Raw genomic sequence first — 15,553 nt, 5'->3', positions numbered from 1 at the left:
CCATTACCTTCTCAACCATGAGCTCTGTTCAGACCCCTGCCGGCGCTGTTGCGCCCCGCTCGAGTGCGCGCCTCCCTCGTACGGCGCTGGTGCTCGGCGGCGTCACACTCCTGTTGTTCCTGTCCTGGGGCGGGTACCGGTTGTGGAACGGCGCACCGTACCCGGAGGTCGACCCGAACGCGGTTGCCGTGCGGCTCCGGGAGGAAGCCGGGCGCGTAGAGGAAGACCTGGACGGACGGTCCCGCTTCGAAGCCCATCACGTGGACACGGGTGCCTGCTACTACCGCGGACTCCGGTCTGTCGCTCACATCGACGAGGCTCGCCGGGATGTACGCAGCTTCGTACTCGACTGGAGTACTGCGGACGTTCCCCGGACCACGGCTCGTGCCGGCCAGGAACGCGTCCGCAGCCGGCTCTCGGAACAGGGCTGGAAGCTCATCAGTGAGGACATCTCCGACATGGGATTCCGCTTCGAGGATCCGGTCACCGGCGACAAGGTCGATATGGACTGGTACGAGCCGACGGGGACACTCGCTGTCAGAATCCACGCGCCCTGCGGGAAGGTCCCCGACGGTTTCGACGGGTAGCTCTGCCCTGTGCGGCCCCTGTGCACCACTGCTTCCAGCAGGACCGGCGATACGACGGGGGAGAGCAGTCAGGTGAGGGGGGTTGGTGCACGGCGCGATCCAGTCGGACGTGACCGTCGCGCGACTGCCGCACAACGCACACGCGTTGATCCATCGGTGGTTGTCAGTGCCCTCTCATAGGCTGTCGGGCATGATCGAATGGATGAACGAGTCCTTCCCCGGCCACGAGGTGAACATCGTCTTCGCCCGCGGCACGTCCCTCGACGTGCTCACCGAGCGGCTGGCCGCCCTGAGGCGGGAGCCACTTGCCGCCGGCGAGGACGGCGGGTGGGCTTGGGCCGTGCACGACATGGCCAATTGGGAGATCGAGGACTACGACCCGGTCGACTACCGCAGCGTCTGCTCCGCGGGCACGGAGCTCGTGGTGTTCGTGACCGAGCCGTGCAGCGCGAAGGCACATGGGCCGTGGTTCGAGTACTACCGGGACGGCCGCACGGTGCTCGCCTTCAGCTTCGAGGACGTCGGCTCGCGGGTGGGCGACGACCCCGACCACCTCTCGCCCGAACTGCTGGCCGCCGGCCTGATCGGCCCGGACGCGTACTGTCCGCTGGAGGAGGACGACGAGCACGACTGCTTCGACAACCACTTCTACGACGACCGCAAACTCATCATCAAGACGATCGCGCGCTATTTCGACCTGACCTCGCCACCGCTGTCGGCAGAACTGACGGGCGCGCCGGGGGTGGTGGCCCCGTGACCAGGCTTGCCCCGAACACCTACCTCACCTTCGGCCGGGGCGTGCCCCTGGCCGCCCTCGTCGGCTTCCTCGCGGGGACGGGACACCCCGTCCTCGCCTCCGGCGAAGAGGCGGGCTGGGCCTGGGTGAAGCAGGACGCCTATAGCGCTCCGCAGGACAGCGGCGCCTGGGAGGTCGCACGCTCGGCCACCCATCTGGCTGCCGGGGTGGAGACCGTGTTCGTGGCCTCCACGCCCCCGTGCGCGTGCCCGCACGGCCAGAACTACATGGTGCCGCACTGCCCCGACCACCCGTTCCAGTTCGCGTACTGCCGAGGCGGCTTCGAGCAGCTCTACCTGAACCTCGGCGGACGCCGAGAGTCGCGCCGCGCGGGATCCCGCGCCGACCTGCTGGTGAGGGAACTGCTGGATGCCGGGATCGTTGGCCGGGACACCTCCCGGTACGACGCCGACCCCACCTTCAACGCCGACGGCTCCCACACCCTGCGGATCATCAAAGGGCACTTCGGGCTGCCGTTGGACCTCGGCTAGGCGGTCTCTTTCGGATCCTGTAGGTCGAGGCCGCGCCGACCGTCGTACAGGACGTACTGCGGCCCCTTCGCCCGAGCCTGCCCCACAGCAGCACCGACCACCGGGCCGAGGCCCGGACTCAGCCCCCGCAGTCAGTCTGTCTCGACGTATGCGACCAGGATCAGGGTGCCCAGGGCCGTTGGCACGTACAGCACCCGGACGCCGTCCTCGCGGTGTTCACGGACCGCACCGTGCTTCGACAAGATGCCGAGCTCGGGATTCCTGGACACGGCCACCAGCACGGGGTCCAGCCGCTCGCGTTCGGCCGCCGTCATCCTCTCGATCTGTTCCAGCGCCACGTCGTAGAAGACGATCCGGGCGCGCTTGGGACCTTGCCGCCCCATCAGGCGACGTTCGGGATGGGAGCGGAGTCGCCGAGCGGGAGCCGGCCCGGGATCTTGCGCGGGTCTTCCCGGGCGGTGACGTGGTCCAGGGCGACACCTTCGCCGGCCAGCCGCTCCAGCACGTGGGCGACCTGCGGGTCACTGTCTGCCGTTTCCCGCGCGTCGGCCCGCAGAGCCCCCTGCTCGGCCGGGTCGAAGACGGCCCGCATCACAACCTCCAAGTGAAAGATGGTGCAACGAGGCTAGCGCAGGAGCAGCCAGCCGGAAGTATGAAGGCGAGTCAGCCGTGCGAACGCAGCGCGTTGGCACCGAAGTCGGTCCGATCGGGCATGATCGGCTCCGATCGGACTCAGCGGTGGGACGGTGTGACGTGGGTGAGTGGCGGACGGATCCGACCTTCGCGATGTGCCGGGCGTTGGTGGACGGGGCGGAGCTCGCCTCGTTCGCGGGCGGGACGTTCGACGTGCGGGCGGTGGTGGCCGCCATGCGGCCCGAGGCCAAGGACGGATTCCTGCTCGACGAAGTCCCCTGGGAGCACTTTCCACAGGGGGATCGTGTCAGGGAGGCCATGCAACTGATGCGTACCGGCGACTCACCCGTTCGCGCCGGAACGGGCGTTGTGGGCGGCATGTGCGCCAACGACATGCGGGCCGCCGCCGTGCTCGCCGTACCGTTCCTGATCCGGATCGCCGCCGACACCCGCCACCCGTACCGTGCCGACGCGCTCGCCGAGGCCTCCTCCCCGGCCCGCGCCTGCTACTTCGGCGTCGCCTCCCGCGAGGAACTGCTGCTCCACCGCGCCGACACCGGGTACGACGACCTCTACGACGACTACGGCGTCGAGGTGACCGGCTACCCGGCGGGCTGGTCGGTCGCCGCTGCCAGGGCCGCGATCACGGCCGACACCGCCCTCCTGCAGCCCCTTCTCGACGACCCCGCCCCCGCGATCCGTATCGACGCCGCCTACGCTCTGGCCACCGCAACCGACCCCGAGCACGCGGTCCGTGCCGCCTTCCACGCCCGGCTCGCCGCCGAGCAGGACCCGATCGTCCGTGCTGCCCTGGTCCTCGCCACCGCCGAAGCCACCCGCGCCCACCCCCACCCGCCGACCACCGCCCGGATGCGGGATCGGTGGCGGGACCGGACACAGTCGCCCGAGGTCCGGCTGGCCGCCGCAATCGGCTGGCTCTGCCTCACCGGCGAAACCGCCCCCGAAGACCTGCGCGCCGTCGTCGACGACCTCGCCACCGACGAGCGCGCCCACGCCATGGACGCCCTGCCCTGGATGGCTTTCGCCGGCGGATCCGGTGAGACGGGACTGCAGCGCTGCGTCCGAAAGATGCTCCGTCCCGAACAGTCCGATCCGGCGGAGAACGACGACCCGTGGGCCCTGCGTCGTTGACGGCGACCGCCCGCCACCATTGTGCTCCGGCCCGCCGCCTGCGGACCTGCGGCCCTGCACGTGGTGGGGCACGAGTCCGGGCGCCGTCCTGCCCCCTGCCACTCTCCCCGCGCAGTCTTGGCCTGCCGACGGCGCCGAGTACCTCCTCACGGAGGCGACTACGTCACCTGAATCGCCACAACGGACTGGACCACCTACACGGAGGGTCGCGGCGATGCGGGCACGAACGGCATGGGGTTTCGCTCGGTCCGCAGCACAGCAGCCGGCGTGAGGACCTGCCCAGCGCGGTTCAGTTGTCCGGGCCGCAGACGGCGCCGTCGGGCTGCTGACGGGAGTACCGGACGATGGCTTCCTGCGAGGTCGATGGCGCGCTGCCGTCAGCGGGAGTGTGCGTGTAGAAGGCGATGATCGAACCTTCGACGACGGCGTCCAGGACGCCGTCCCAGGGGATGGTGTAGCCGGCCGAGGTGGTGTCAGCGGCGATGTTCGCGACACCCTGGATCTCCACGGCCGGAGTGTGCCCGGCGATGTCGCTGCAGACCGTGATGTGGAAGGTGACCTTGTCGCCGGTCTTGAAAGGTATTTGGTCCACCATGACGAGGACGCCGTTCCAGGGTTTCTGCCAGCAGGTGATGCCGCTGGGGGGTTCCTCATAGGGAAATTCAGGGAAGTCGAGCTCGATGGACATGAGGGCTCCTGGTCGTCGAAGAGCGGGGCGGGAGGTCGGACTCCCGCTCCGTGATCATGTACCAAACGCCAGGCAGCGAGGCCGGATCCGTGAAGATGACCACTTCTTGGGATCTGCGCCTCCCGCCCTGCGACCTCCGCTTCTGCCTTCCACCCTGATGCCGGACCTACGCCGGCCCAGCACCGTTACCCAGGCTGATCCGGGCCGAGGGACAGCACCGGCACGCTGTTTCCGTTGAAGTACCACAGCGCACTCGTGTACCAGAGGAGCACCACCACGACCACCAGCGCGCCCCCGGCCAGAGGCAGGGCCCAGCCCGGCAGGCGGCGGCTCCGCACCAGCAGGACCTTGGCGGCGAACGCCCCGTAGAAGAAGCAGCCCGCGAGCGAGTGCACTGCCGCACGCGAGCCGGTCAGCTGCACGCCGTACGCCCGGATGCAGTGCACCGTGATGGGGACGGTGAGGGCGAACAGGACCACACCGACGATCCGGTGGGTGATCGGAACCGGGCCCGGCACCCGGCGCACCCCGGGCAGTCGGCCGTACATCCACAGCGCCAGCAGCAGCTGGAGAGCGGCCAGCCCCAGGACGCCGGTGGCGAGCTGTGCCTTGAGACGCATGGCATCGGTGTCCGACTGGCCGAACAGTGTCGCGGTGTAGTCCGGCGTGTTCGCCCGGCCGATCAGGAAGACGGCGACGAAGACCGCGGCGCCGGCCGCGAACGCGAGTGCGAGAGCGAGCCCGGCTTCCGGGCGGCGCAGAGCGGGCCGGGCGTGCGACATGGTGCTCCTCGTCTCGGAACGCTGAGGGTTGGCGGTTCGCCATCCCCTTGTACTCGCCCGGTGCGGCAGATGGCGGCCGACGCGGCCGTCGGGACGACGGCAAGCACCGGATGGTGCCGGGCCGGCCCCATCCGGTCGTGACCGCGCTGGAGGCCGACCGCTCGGCCGGAGGCCGGCGTGGACGTCGCCGTGGTGGCAGCCGTGACGGGCGGAGGCCCGGCCCGGTCCCCGGGGGGCGGGGGCCGGGCCGGGCCGTTGTCGGGCGGGAGGCCAGGTGGGCGTCAGCTCACCTGGAGGGTGACGTCGTCCACGACGAAGGAGGTCTGCAGGGACTGGTCCTCCGTGCCGTTGAACTTCAGGGTGACGCTCTGGCCGGCGAACTGCGAGAGGTCGTAGGACTTCTCCACGTAGCCCGAGTTCGCGTTCAGGTTGGACAGGGTCTCCAACGTCTGGCCGCCCACCGAGACCGTGAAGCGGTCGTAGACCACGTTCTCGTTCTCGTCGGTGTCGATGTGGAGGAAGAAGCCGAGCCGGTACGTGGAGCAGCCCGACGGGATCGCCAGCGTCTGGGAGGCGCTGTCCGTGTGGGTGGATCCGTACCCGTTCAGCCACGCCTTGTAGCTTCCGCCGTGCGGGGTCTGGCCGGACTGGTTGGTGATGACGCCCGCGGTCGCGCTCCAGGGACTGGCGCCGTTCTCGAAGCCGCCGTTGACCACGAGCTGGCGCGGGGTGCAGGTGCCGCCCCCGGTGACCGTGAGCGTGTAGGTGGTGGTGTGGCTGACGGTGCCGGAGCCGGTGATCGTCAGCGTGTAGGTGCCGGGCGCGGTGCTCGCGCCGACCTGGACGGACAGGGCCGAGGAGCTGCCGGACTGGACGGACGTCGGGCTGAGCGTCGCGGTCACCCCGGCCGGCGCGCCGGAGACGGAGAGCGCGACGGTCTGGGCGGCGCCGCTCAAGGTGGCGGTGTTGACCGTGGCGGAGGTGGAACCGCCGGGAGCCGCGCTGCCCGCGGACGGACTGACACCGATGGAGAAGTCCTGCGCGGGGGTCTCACCGCCGACCGCCTGCTTCCAGACGGCGTAGGCGACACCGTCGGCACTGCGGTTCAGCACCGTGGCGTTGATGTTGTTCGTGGTGTCGCAGGAGCTGTGGTAGCAGGGGTCGTAGGCGGCGTTGGCCGTGCCGCCCCACTTGGTGGCCTGCGCCGAGGTCTTGCGGGCGCTGGCGCCGGCCGCGTATCCGGAGGTGGGGATGCCGGCCTGCTGGAAGGAGTAGTCGTCGCTGCGGCCCTGGCCCTCGGTGTTCTCCTCGGGCGCCAGGTTCAGCGAGGTCCAGTACGCCTTCAGCGGGGCGGCGGTGGCGGAGTTGACGTTGTTGATGAAGTAGCCGCCGTTGGTGGAACCGACCATGTCGAAGTTGTAGTAGCCCTTGATGGCGCTGCGCTGCGCGCTGGTCAGCTGGTTGACGTAGAACTCGGAGCCGTTGAGGCCCTGCTCCTCGTCGGTCCACCAGGCGAAGCGCACATGCTTGGTCATCGTCGGGTTCTTCTGGGCGAGGACGAGGGCGTTCTCCAGCAGGGTCGCGGAGCCCGAGCCGTTGTCGTTGATGCCCGGGCCGGCCGAGACGCCGTCGAGGTGGGCGCCGAACATGACGGTCTGGTCGGCGGGGCCGCCCGGCCAGTCAGCGATCAGGTTGTTCGACGGGTAGGTGCAGGAGGAGCAGTTCTGCTCGGTGACGGTGTAACCGGCCGCCTGCAGCTTGCCCTTCACATACGCCAGCGACTGGGTGTAGCCGGCGCTGCCCGCACGGCGGTGGCCGCCGTTCTGGCTCGCGATCGTGTTGAACTGGGTCAGGTGCGCCTGCACGTTGGCGACGTTGATGTCCGGCGGGTCGTTGCCGGGCTGGGTGCCGCCCACGTTGAGCGAGTAGTCGACCGTGTGGGAGAGGGCCGAGCCCTGGCCCTTGACGACGACGGTGGACGCACCGGGCGCCGCGTTGGCGGTGGCGGTCAGGGTCAGCACCGAGGACTGACCGGACTGCACGGTGGCCGGGTTGAAGGAGGCGCTCACTCCGGCCGGCAGGCCGGAGGCGGTCAGCGTCACCGACTGGGCGTTGCCGGTGGTGACCGTGGTGCCGACCGTCGTGGTGACGGAAGCGCCCTGCTGGACGGTGCCCGACGACGGGTTCAGCGACATCGAGAAGTCGTTGTTCTGGCCGCTCGGGGTGCAGGTCGGGTCGGCGGACTGGGCGGGCACGCTGATGGCGTCCCAGGCGCCCTTGGTCTTGTTGAAGAGGTCACAGGTGGTGTCCAGCGACTTGGCCGAACTCAGCGTCGCCGTACGGTACTTCTTGTAGGACATGCTGCTCGTCTTGAGCAGCATGCCGCCGTAGAAGATCTTGCCTGCGTTCTGCACGCCGACACCGGTCAGCGTGGTCCCGTTGCAGGTGCTGCTGTTGGGCTTGCCGCCGCCCGGGCTGGTGCCCTCGGCCAGCAGGTAGAACCAGTGGTTCAGGGGGCCGGCCGCCGCGTGCACCTCCGTGCCGGGTATCGCGGAGCTGTAGCAGGACGGGTCGTTGTTGATCGCCGACGGGTTGTACATGTTCCGGATCGGTCCCCGGCCCTGGAGGTTGATCACCTCGCCGACCGTGTAGTCCGGAGTGTCGTACGGGGCCGGCTGGTTGATGAACGCCTCGGTCAGCGCGCCGAAGATGTCACCGGTGGCCTCGCCGAGCCCGGACTCCTGGCCACTGGTGCCGCCGGGCGTGTTCGAGTCGATGGCGTGCCCGTACTCGTGGGCCACCACGTCCACACCGGCGATCCACTCGTTGGCGCTGTTGCGCCCGATGGTGACCGAGCTGCCGTCCCAGTAGGCGTTGAGGTCGTTCAGGCCGACCTTGGCCGGGAAGCTGCGGCCGTTGCCGCTGACGCCGTTGCGGCCCAGCCACTGGGAGAGCATGTCCCACTGCTTCTGCGCGGCGAACATCAGGTCCACGCAGCCGGTCTCCTTGCTCGTGGGGTTGCCGGTGCCCCAGGAGTCGGAGGACTTCGTGAAGACTGTGCCGGTGCTGTAGTCGGCGCAGCTGAGGCCGGTCCGGTTCGGGTCGCGCAGGGTGTACGAGGAGCCCGAGTTGGTGGTGTCGATGGTGATCGGGCCCGGCCCGTTCCACTTGCTGTTGCCGGTGCCCGCGACCACCTCGTCGTAGCTGTCGACGATGGTGCCGGTCCGCGCGTCCACGAAGACGTGCAGCCTGCTGGGCGCGGTCTTCGTACGGCCGCTCAGTACTGTCTCCCAGGCCAGCACCGGCTTGTCGTCCTTGAGCCGGACGACGAGACGGCTGCTCTCGACCTTCTCGACCGAGGCCAGCCTGGCCCGGGAGGCGGACTCGGCGTCCTTGGCCGAGACCGATGCCCGGGTGGAGACGTCGATGCGTACGGAGGAGGCGGACTGGAGGGCGCGCACCTTGCCGGTGCCGTCCGCGAGCACGACCGCGTCGCCGCCGACGACCGGCAGACCGCGGTAACTGCGCTCGTACGAGACGGAGTACAGGTCCTTGACCCAGGGGGTGACGAGGCGTCGCTCGTACTGTTCCTGCGAGGAGTTGACCAGGGAGTCCAGGCCGCTGTCGACGGCCTGGTCGGCGGCCGCGACCGCGCGTGCGGCCGGTGTGTCCTTCTGGGACGGGGAGGGCTGCGCCTGCTGCGCCGCCGATGCCGTCCCGGCGAGGGCGCCGGCAAGGCTCGCGGTCAGGGCCATCGCTGCCACGGCCGCCGTCCATCTGCTGGGATGCAACGTCCACTCCGATCGTGGGGGGTGGGGGGTGGGGATGAGTGCTCGTTCGCGGCCGAGTATGAGCGTGAACATGACGAGATTGGGACATCCCGGCAGGCATAAGGTCCGCGTTATGGTGCCGCGGCGGCCCGACTCGTACGCTGCCCGGATGCAGCTGGAGTTGAGGCATCTGCAAGCCGTCTGCCGGATCGCGGAGGCGGGCAGCCTGGGGGGCGCGGCGAGGCGGCTCGGAGTGTCCCAGCCCGCACTCTCCGCCCAGCTGCGCCGGATCGAACGGGTCACCGGGGGCGAGCTGTTCGTGCGGGGCCGCAGCGGGGTGGAACCCACGGCGCTGGGCCAGTTCGTGCTGGCCAAGGCACGTCGGGTGCTCAGTGAGATGGACGCTCTGGGAGCGGAGGCGCGCGCCATCTCGACCGGCAGTCCGCTACGGCTGGGCTGCATCCTGCTCGTGCTGCTCGACGGGCTCCTCGCCCAGACTGACCTGTCCATGTCAGGCCGGGAGATAGCCGTGGACCTGGAGGACTCGGTCACCGTGCTGGCGCGGATGCTCGGCGCCGGGCGCTACGACGCCATCGTGTACGGGGAGGTCAACGACCACGAGGTTCCGCTGCCGGAAGGAACCCTGGCCAGGACGCTGATACCGAGGGAGCCGTTCTGCATCCGGCTCTCCGCCGGGCATCCGCTCGCGGGCCTGGACCGCATAGAACTGGCCGACCTGGCCGGGGAGTCGTGGATGACCCTGGTGGAGGACGACGACGGCGGCCCCGAAGCCCTCGTCGCCGCCTGCGCGAAGGCCGGATTCAGCCCGTCACTGCGCTACCGGATCACCGACCGCAAGATGCAGCACGACCTGATCGCGGCGGGCCGCGCGGTCGCGCTCAGTCAGCCGACCGCCCCGTCGGGGGAGGGCACGGTGATGCGCCCGCTGGTCGGCAACCCCATCATCGGCCGCATCCGACTCGCCTGGAGCCGCGCGGCGCTCTCGGCCGGGCAGGCGGAACTGCTGTACCGGGCCGCGGCCCGGGCCTATCTGGCCAATGTGGACAACAACGCCTTCCACAAGGAGTGGTGGGACGCGCACCCCGAGGTGCATCCGGTCCTCGACTGACCGGTGGGGCGCAGAGCGCTGGGGCCGGAGAACGCGGGTCAGCTCCGGCGGTGGGCCGTGAGCAGCAGGTACTCCCACTCCATGACCCCGTCCACGGTGTGCTCGGCGGCGAGGGCATCGAGCGCCGCGTCCAGCTCGGCGACCCGCTGCGGATCGTCGGCGACGGCGCGGTAGACGGCGATGGTGGGCCCGTAGCAGGCCTTGAAGAACTCGCGGAAGTCCGTGGGCCCCGTGAAGCGGTCCACGCGAACGGTCCGGCGGCGGGAGTCCACGTCGGTGACCGCGTCACCGAGCAGCTCGTGCACGTGTTCCTCGTCCCCCCACAGCGGCGGCGGCTGGGCACCGGGCGGCGGCGGGGGAGCGTACGGCTTCATCGCGGCGAACAGCCGGCCCACGAAGCCCTCCGGGGTCCAGTTGATCAGCCCGACGGTGCCGCCGGAACGGCAGACGCGCAGCATCTCCTCGGCGGCGGGCCGGTGGTGCGGCGCGAACATGATGCCGACGCAGGACATCACGACGTCGAATTCGCCGTCCGCGAAGGGCAGGGCCTCGGCGTCCGCCTCCCGCCACTCCAGCTCGGCCCCGCGGACCGCGGCCAGGTGCCGGCCGATCTCCAGCAGCTCGGGGGTGAGGTCGGACGCCACCACGTCGGCCCCGGCCAGGGCGGCCGGGATGGCGGCGTTGCCCGAACCGGCCGCGATGTCGAGCACCCGGTCACCGCGCTGGACGCCGCACTCCTTCACGAGTACGGCTCCGAGCTGCGGAATGACGTGGGAGGCCACGGACTGGTAGTCGCCCAGCGCCCACATCGCGCGGTGCCGGGCCTTCAGGGTGCGGTCCGCCTGGGCCGTATCGCTCGCCTCGGTCATGACAGCCGTCCTCCAGCGCTCGGGGCTGCCCCTTCTCCGAGCATAGGTACGTTTGGCGGACCCGGCCCGTCGGCGCCGATACGGCCCGGACAGGCCGGGCCGGACGCGCCGGAGCGCCCCGCCGTTCCGATCAGTCGCGGGACCCCGGACGGCCGAAGTCGCGCGCGAACCCCTCACGGAAGCCGGGCCGCTCCAGAGCCCTCTCGAAGGCGAGTGCGGCGCGGGCGCGCGCGGCCTCGTTCTCCTGAGCGGCGGCGAGTTCGGCGAGGTACGCGCGCAGGCTCAGTCCGCGGTCCGCGGCGAGCGCGGCGAGGCGGTCGCGCACATCGGTGTCGACCTCGACGGTGGTGGTGTCGGCCATGCTCCGAGTATGGCGCGCCCGGTGACCGGGCGGGGGCCCGTTCGACGCAGGCGTCCTACCCGCGGGAAACGTCCCCCGGTACACCCCCCGGCACACCTCCTAGGAGCCGCCCGGGGCCAGGGAGTTGTCGGGCGCGAGAACCGCGGCTATGCGTCCCGCGATGGTCTGTGCCGTATTGCCCTCGGGGGCCTTGGCGCCGACCGTGGTGGAGACCGCAATGGCCAGGCCCTCGCCAGGGAGGTAGGCATGGATGGCCGCGTATCCCGCGAACGACGGGTTCGACTGGATCCAGCCGTTCTGGACGATCACGCCGAAGCCGAAGTGCCGCTCAGGGAGCTGGCGGAAGCAGTCCCTGGGCGCGCAGCCGGGGATGTTGCCGCCGAGGCCCACGGTGCCCGGGTCGAGCTGGACCTTGAAACTCGAGGGCGAGAGGAGCTCGCCCTTGCCGACGGCCTCGGCCGAGCGGGCCAGGTCGCAGATGTGGGTGGCCAGGACCGCGCCGGGGGCGGTGGTCCAGGAGGGATTCCAGAAGGTGGACTCCTCGTACTTGCCGCGCTCCGCGTCGAAGGAGTGCAGGACGGGCGTCTGGATCTCGGGCGTGAAGCTGTTGCGGGTGTTGTCCAGGCCGGAGGGTCCGGTGATCTGCTGCTCCAATACCTCGGCCAGGGGCTTGCCGGAGATCTTCTCCAGGGCCTCGCCGAGGAGCACGAAGTTCGCGTGCGAGTAGCTCCAGCTCGTCCCCGGCTTGTACAGGAGGGGGTGGGCGGCGGAGATGGCCACGAGCTCGTCGGCCGTCCACTGGCGGAACGGGTCGGCGTACAGCGCGGCCAGGAACTTCGGATCGGGCACGTAGTCGCGCAGGCCCGAGGTGGAGCTGCCGAGCATGCGCAGGGTGATCTCGTCGGCGTGCGGCGCGTCGGGGAGCCAGCGCGCGATCGGATCGTCCAGTCCGGCCTTGCCGTCCTCGACGAGCTGCAGCAGGGCGATGCCCATGTAGACGATGGCCACCGAACCGGCGCGGAAGTGCATGTCCGCCGTGGCCGGGACACCCGTCATCGACTCGCCGAGTGCGCCCGTGACGACCTCCCGCCCGTCGCGCGTGACCCGCAGGACGACGGCGTTCAGGTCCAGCTCCTTCTGCGCCGCCCTGGCGATGTCCATGATCTGCTTCGCCTCACCGCCCGACGGCGCGGGGGACGCCGCGCACGACGCGGGCGCGGACCCCGCAGCGGCCACGGACCCCGGGGCGGCACTGGCCCACGTACCGCCGGCCGGCAGGACCGTGCCGAGCAGCGCGGCGGTGCACACCAGCACCGTCCGGGCGCGCCCCCGGTGCACGGTCATGGCTCGGGCAGGCCGGTGGGGCCTGGCACAGGGGTTGCGAGGACCCATGGCGATCTCCTGCCGTGAAGAGCCCCTCGGACAAGGCCCACCCTTCGATGGAACGCCCACCGTGCGGGATGGGCCACCCGGCGGAAAGGGGGCTATCCCGCCCAGCGTCCCGTGAGGAACGTGATGGCGACCGCGGCGGAGAGGGGACCCGCGACGTACAGGTACGCGCTCTGGATCCGGGGGTGCTTCAGGCTCCAGGAGGCCAGGGCGATCCACAGCGGCCACCACAGCAGGGTGGAGCGGGGTATGGAGGTGTACCAGAAGGAGGTGCCCAGGGCCCACAGGGTGAGGCCGATGTAGAGGGCCTCGGGCCAGCGGCGGGCCCTCACCAGGATCGCCAGGAGGACGACGCCGACCAGCATGGCCAGGAGTTCGGCCTGCCACATCAGCGCGTACCCGGTGGCCTGGGTGTGGTGGAAGGCGGCCTCCCACGTGTTGGCCCAGGCCTCCCACGGGGCGTGGAAGTCCCGGTACCAGCCACGTTCCTGGGCGTGCTTCCAGGCCATCCAGTCCCCGGTCCGCGTCTGCAGGTACCAGCTGTAGAGGCCCGGGGCGAGGGCGGGCAGGCACAGCCAGGGGGCGGCGCGCCAGGCGCGGCGGTTGCGGGCGGTGAGGACGAAGTGGAGGGCGAGCGCGGCCGCGAGGAACAGCCCCGTGACGCGCACCGAGCAGGCCAGGCAGGCCAGCACCGCGGCCGTCGGCCAGTTCTGGCGCTGCGCCGCCAGCCAGGCGGGCAGGGCCAGCGCGAGGAAGAGCGACTCGGTGTAGCCCGCGGCGAGGAACACGGCGCAGGGCGAGAGCAGGAGGAACGCCACCGCGCGGCGGCCCGCGTCGAGGTCGGGCAGGTGATGGCGGGCGATGCGGGCGAGAGCCAGGACGGCAACGCCTCCCGAGACGAACGAGATCAGCGCTCCGGCGGCTGCCCAGTCGGGAACCACCGCGTGGACGGCGCGCAGGGCGAGGGGGAAGCCGGGCAGGAAGGCCTCCCGGTTGTCCCAGCCGGCCGTCCAGGGTCCGGCCTGGCCCGGGAAGTAGCCGTCCTGGGCTATGTGGAGGTAGTGCCACCAGTCCCATTGCTGCCAGGCCGAGAGCAGTGGGGTGGGGCGGCGGGCATTGCCGTCGCCCGGGAACAGCCAGCCGACGGCGCCCGCGGTGGCCCAGATGCCGATGCGGGTCAGCAGGTAGAGCCACAGCACCTCGCGGTCACCCGGGTCGAGCCGCGCGAACGCGGTGCGCACGCGACCGGGACGGCGACCTGTGTCGGGTACGGACACGGGCACGGGCACGGGCGCCAGGGCGGTGGTCTCGCCGGACACCTCGGCCGATCGACGCGGGGCGGAAACGGGCATATGGGGATCTCCTGACCGTCTGAAGGCGTGCGGAGTCACCGGCCGGGGTCGGGCCGGTGCGAGCGGGCGGTGTGGTGCGGGGAGGGGGAAGGGAGAGGGAGGAGGGAAGAGGGAAGAGGGAGGCGGGAAGAGAGGCGGGGAGGAGCTACCGGGGAGTCTGCGTGGGAGTGGAGGACATCCCCGGGATTGCCGTCCCGCTCCTTGGGGGAGTGGGGGACATTCCGGGGAGCGTCGTCCCGGTGGGGCTGGCCGGCGGCATCGAGGTGTTGCGCGGCTCCATGGTGTTGCGCGGTTCCGTGGTGTTGCGCGGTGGGGGCGGTGCGGAGGTCGGGGACGGCGCCACGGGAGAGGGAGGAGTGGTCGCCGGGAGGGTCGGGCCGGGGTCACCCGGCAGGAGCGTGGACAGGGCGGCACCGGATCCGGCGATGACGAGGAAGCAGGCGGCGGCGATACCGGCGATCCGGCGCCGACGGACGCGTTCGCCGCGCCGCGCGATGACGGAGACGGGCGGAGTCGTGGTGGCGGACTGTCCGGCGGAAGCCGCTTCCCGGAACAGTGACCGCAACGGGTCGTGGGAGTCAGGCATCGGGAGCCTCCTCAATGCGGGGGTCCTGCAGATGACGGGAGAGCGTGACCCGGCCCCGGGACAGGTGGGTCTTGACCGTGCTCGCGGACAGTGAGGTCTCTGCGGCGATCTGCTCGACTGTCAGATCGCACAGGTAGTGCAGTGCCATCGTCCGGCGCTGTTTGAGGGGCAGTTGTCGCAGCGCGTCGACGAGCGCCACCGCCTCCGGCCCGGGTCCCTCCACGTGACCGGCGGGGGCGGTGCGCTGCCAGGCATCGGCGCTGCGCCGCCGCCCGCGCCAGCGGCTGACGGCGAGCCGCCAGGCGACCGTACGGATCCACGCGTCGGGCCGGCCGTCGCGGTCCAGCTGGCGGCGGCGTCCCCACGCTCTGACGAAGGCCTCCTGCACCACGTCCTGGGCCTCGTGGTGGTCACCGAGCATCACGTAGAGCTGTCCTGTGAGCCGTCCCGCCGCTTGCGCGTAGAACTCCTCGAACTCCTCGATGGTCAAAAATCGCTCCCGAATCCATGTATCCCTCTCAACGGGCATACGTCTGCCGCGCCGCATCCGGTCTACATCGGACGACAGTTCGTGGTGTGAGTGCCGTCACACGGTGGGCGGGGGTGTCCATCGTCGCGGCGGTCACGGCGCGGAAGGGCGGTGGCGCCACGTGCCGGCGGGTGATGTGGATCCGGGCAGCGGGTGTTCCGGGTCCGAACCCGAACCGGATCTCGAGCCCGACCCGAACCCGGCCCGACCCGAACCCGGCCCGGCCCGCCGCGACCCGGACCCCAGCCGGGCCCGGGCCCGGCTCCGGTCGGTCCGTTGGCGTGCCGGGAACGGCCCGGACACAGCGAAAGGGCCCGGATCCATCAGGATCCGGGCCCTTCCGAGCAGTAGCGGGGACAGGATTTGAACCTGCGACCTCTGGGTTATGAGCCCAGCGAGCTACCGAGCTGCTCCACCCCGCGTCGGTAACCCCACCCTA

At 70.8% G+C, this 15,553-nt stretch carries 16 protein-coding genes and 1 tRNA gene; 5 read left to right on the top strand and 12 right to left on the bottom strand.

Annotated features, from left to right (window positions below):
- Positions 1–17 precede the first annotated feature (17 nt).
- The 3 genes from ACWGE1_RS02385 to ACWGE1_RS02375 all read left to right on the top strand — a co-directional run bounded on the left by ACWGE1_RS02385 (position 18) and on the right by ACWGE1_RS02375 (position 1,874).
- The gene (locus ACWGE1_RS02385) at positions 18–587 is read left to right on the top strand and encodes a hypothetical protein (protein ID WP_453418690.1); all 570 of its coding nucleotides are present in this window, start codon (positions 18–20) and stop codon (positions 585–587) included.
- Between the two features lie 190 nt (positions 588–777).
- Entirely contained in the window at positions 778–1,344 is a 567-nt protein-coding gene (locus ACWGE1_RS02380; protein ID WP_453418689.1) for a DUF6461 domain-containing protein, read from the top strand.
- Complete coding sequence (locus tag ACWGE1_RS02375; RefSeq protein ID WP_453418688.1) at positions 1,341–1,874, top strand: hypothetical protein; 534 nt, start codon at positions 1,341–1,343, stop codon at positions 1,872–1,874. The genes ACWGE1_RS02380 and ACWGE1_RS02375 overlap by 4 nt, the downstream gene beginning before the upstream one ends.
- 131 nt (positions 1,875–2,005) lie before the next feature.
- On the opposite strand, the gene ACWGE1_RS02370 is transcribed toward ACWGE1_RS02375, so the two are convergent.
- Entirely contained in the window at positions 2,006–2,257 is a 252-nt protein-coding gene (locus ACWGE1_RS02370) for a hypothetical protein (RefSeq protein ID WP_453418687.1), read from the bottom strand.
- Positions 2,257–2,478 carry a hypothetical protein gene (locus ACWGE1_RS02365; RefSeq protein ID WP_453418686.1) on the bottom strand — a complete coding sequence of 74 codons (222 nt, stop codon included), beginning with the start codon at positions 2,476–2,478 and terminating at the stop codon, positions 2,257–2,259. Before ACWGE1_RS02365 ends, ACWGE1_RS02370 begins: the two co-directional genes overlap by 1 nt.
- A 149-nt stretch (positions 2,479–2,627) precedes the next feature.
- Here ACWGE1_RS02365 and ACWGE1_RS02360 point away from each other — a divergent pair, with 149 nt between their 5' ends.
- On the top strand, positions 2,628–3,659 hold the full coding sequence (locus ACWGE1_RS02360) for a hypothetical protein (protein WP_453418685.1): 1,032 nt from the start codon (positions 2,628–2,630) through the stop codon (positions 3,657–3,659).
- A gap of 289 nt (positions 3,660–3,948) precedes the next feature.
- Here the strand turns inward: ACWGE1_RS02360 and ACWGE1_RS02355 are convergent, their stop codons facing one another.
- The 3 genes from ACWGE1_RS02355 to ACWGE1_RS02345 all read right to left on the bottom strand — a co-directional run bounded on the left by ACWGE1_RS02355 (position 3,949) and on the right by ACWGE1_RS02345 (position 8,884).
- Positions 3,949–4,347, bottom strand: a complete 399-nt coding sequence (locus ACWGE1_RS02355) for a hypothetical protein (protein ID WP_453418684.1) — start codon at positions 4,345–4,347, stop codon at positions 3,949–3,951.
- 185 nt (positions 4,348–4,532) lie between these two features.
- Positions 4,533–5,129 carry a DUF6529 family protein gene (locus tag ACWGE1_RS02350; RefSeq protein ID WP_453418683.1) on the bottom strand — a complete coding sequence of 199 codons (597 nt, stop codon included), beginning with the start codon at positions 5,127–5,129 and terminating at the stop codon, positions 4,533–4,535.
- Positions 5,130–5,410: 281 nt separating this feature from the next.
- Complete coding sequence (locus tag ACWGE1_RS02345; RefSeq protein WP_453418776.1) at positions 5,411–8,884, bottom strand: M28 family peptidase; 3,474 nt, start codon at positions 8,882–8,884, stop codon at positions 5,411–5,413.
- A 184-nt stretch (positions 8,885–9,068) separates the two neighbouring features.
- Here ACWGE1_RS02345 and ACWGE1_RS02340 point away from each other — a divergent pair, with 184 nt between their 5' ends.
- Complete coding sequence (locus ACWGE1_RS02340; RefSeq protein ID WP_453418682.1) at positions 9,069–10,028, top strand: LysR family transcriptional regulator; 960 nt, start codon at positions 9,069–9,071, stop codon at positions 10,026–10,028.
- A gap of 38 nt (positions 10,029–10,066) precedes the next feature.
- On the opposite strand, the gene ACWGE1_RS02335 is transcribed toward ACWGE1_RS02340, so the two are convergent.
- From ACWGE1_RS02335 to ACWGE1_RS02305, 7 genes are all read right to left on the bottom strand, one after another.
- Positions 10,067–10,897 carry a class I SAM-dependent methyltransferase gene (locus tag ACWGE1_RS02335; RefSeq protein WP_453418681.1) on the bottom strand — a complete coding sequence of 277 codons (831 nt, stop codon included), beginning with the start codon at positions 10,895–10,897 and terminating at the stop codon, positions 10,067–10,069.
- Positions 10,898–11,027: 130 nt separating this feature from the next.
- The gene (locus ACWGE1_RS02330; RefSeq protein WP_453418680.1) at positions 11,028–11,258 is read right to left on the bottom strand and encodes an antitoxin MazE7; all 231 of its coding nucleotides are present in this window, start codon (positions 11,256–11,258) and stop codon (positions 11,028–11,030) included.
- 99 nt (positions 11,259–11,357) lie between these two features.
- Positions 11,358–12,602 (bottom strand): serine hydrolase domain-containing protein, encoded by a 1,245-nt coding sequence (locus ACWGE1_RS02325; protein WP_453418679.1) that lies wholly within the window; start codon positions 12,600–12,602, stop codon positions 11,358–11,360.
- Between the two features lie 140 nt (positions 12,603–12,742).
- On the bottom strand, positions 12,743–13,999 hold the full coding sequence (locus ACWGE1_RS02320; protein ID WP_453418678.1) for a mannosyltransferase family protein: 1,257 nt from the start codon (positions 13,997–13,999) through the stop codon (positions 12,743–12,745).
- A gap of 145 nt (positions 14,000–14,144) precedes the next feature.
- The gene (locus ACWGE1_RS02315; RefSeq protein ID WP_453418677.1) at positions 14,145–14,585 is read right to left on the bottom strand and encodes a hypothetical protein; all 441 of its coding nucleotides are present in this window, start codon (positions 14,583–14,585) and stop codon (positions 14,145–14,147) included.
- The gene (locus tag ACWGE1_RS02310; RefSeq protein ID WP_453418676.1) at positions 14,578–15,114 is read right to left on the bottom strand and encodes a SigE family RNA polymerase sigma factor; all 537 of its coding nucleotides are present in this window, start codon (positions 15,112–15,114) and stop codon (positions 14,578–14,580) included. Before ACWGE1_RS02310 ends, ACWGE1_RS02315 begins: the two co-directional genes overlap by 8 nt.
- Before the next feature lie 348 nt (positions 15,115–15,462).
- Positions 15,463–15,536 (bottom strand) — tRNA-Met (locus ACWGE1_RS02305).
- Positions 15,537–15,553: the final 17 nt, after the last annotated feature.

Source organism: Streptomyces sp. NPDC054932, assembly GCF_053610205.1.
This window is presented reverse-complemented; position numbering and strand designations above follow the sequence as displayed.